Origin of the sequence: Gordonia aichiensis (assembly GCF_039946255.1) — a bacterium.
GTDB lineage: Bacteria > Actinomycetota > Actinomycetes > Mycobacteriales > Mycobacteriaceae > Gordonia > Gordonia aichiensis_A.
Genome location: NZ_JBCDWL010000037.1, coordinates 1 through 1,404 on the forward strand (window position 1 = coordinate 1; position 1,404 = coordinate 1,404).

Below are 1,404 nucleotides of genomic sequence, written 5' to 3' on the forward strand. Positions count from 1 at the left end.
CTCATCGCTGAGCCGCGTCAGGGTTTGGCGACTGCGGACAACAACCGGTTCCTGCGGCAATGGTGGGAGGTATCAGAAAAGCGCACTGGTCGGCACTGCGGCAGCCGTGATGAGGCGTCCGTGTCAGGCCGACGATGGTTCCCGTACAACAAAGGGGGCGAATTTCGGCGATGGTACGGAAACCAAGAATTTGTTGTCAACTGGGAGAATGACGGAGCCGAGATTCGGGCTTTCGGAACAGAGTGTGGTGGACGCCCCCGATCGCGGGCACAGAACACGAGTAGCTACTTTTCACCGTCAGTGTCATGGTCGGACATATCGTCGGGGGCACCATCCTTCCGACGCTTCCCAGCCGGCTTCATCCATGGAAATAAGGGAAACTCAGCATTCGGTTCACCGAATCTCCTCAATCGCCTTGCCGCAGTGATGAACTCGCCGTTCGCAGAGCTCATGCTCGAAGCGCTCGCCCCGACAATGACATCAAGCGTCGGCGACATTGGAAAGACTCCGGTTCCGGAAACGGTTTCCGAGCTCCCGATTTATTCCGTAGAGTCACTCATAGGAACCGCAAAGGCGGACTGGGACGATTCTGAAACATCCTGGAACTTCAACTCAAATCCACTCGTCGTAACCTTCCAATGCACTCAACTCGATGGATGATCAGGTATCTTCCTGGCGTTTCTCGTCGCATGGCAGAGTGGACGCGCATGCTGTTGCAGCGCGCAATGAGTGAGCGTCAACCGCCTGTGCCAACTTGACCAACGGATTACCCTCAAAGTTCCAGGAGGATTCAAAGTTGTCCCAGTCAACCTGGGACTCCTCAATCAGTGCAGGCACGCGATCTACGACCTGGTCGGGTACGCTTTCAAACGTTGGAAGCCTCGCGATCTGCCCGACCTCAAAGTTGAGGGTAGGTGACACAGCTGCCAGCTGTTCGTATGCGACCCGCGAGTTGGTGAATGCGATCAGTGCTGCACGACCCCTCGATGATGCCGTGAATATTGATGTGCCAGCGTCAGCAAATATGAACCCTGGAGGATACGCACGAAATGACGGCGCTCCGGTGCCGATCTTCGACCATGACACTGACGGTGAAAAGTATCGGTCGCGGCCTTGTCCGCGAACCAATTTCTTCCCAGATGGGACGAGGTACGGATACCTCCTAGCAAGACCCTCCTCGATCTCCCGACCGTCATGCTCCCAGTTGACAACATAGTCGTGGTTTCCATACCAGCGCCGAAACGCGCCGCCTTTGTTATACGGAAACCATCTCGATCCAGTCGCTTCAGCCGCCTGTAGGGATTCGCAGAAAAAAGAGGTTCGGGCATGGCACACCTCCCACCACTGCCGAATGAACCGTGCGTTGTCCCCCGTCCGCAGTCCGACAAGTGGAGTGCTAACGAC

General features: G+C 56.3%; 1 pseudogene. It reads right to left on the reverse strand.

Annotation, left to right across the window (positions count from 1 at the left end):
• Positions 1–660: 660 nt before the first annotated feature.
• Positions 661–1,404 (reverse strand): annotated as a pseudogene (locus tag AAFO60_RS20770) (hypothetical protein); the annotation flags it as partial.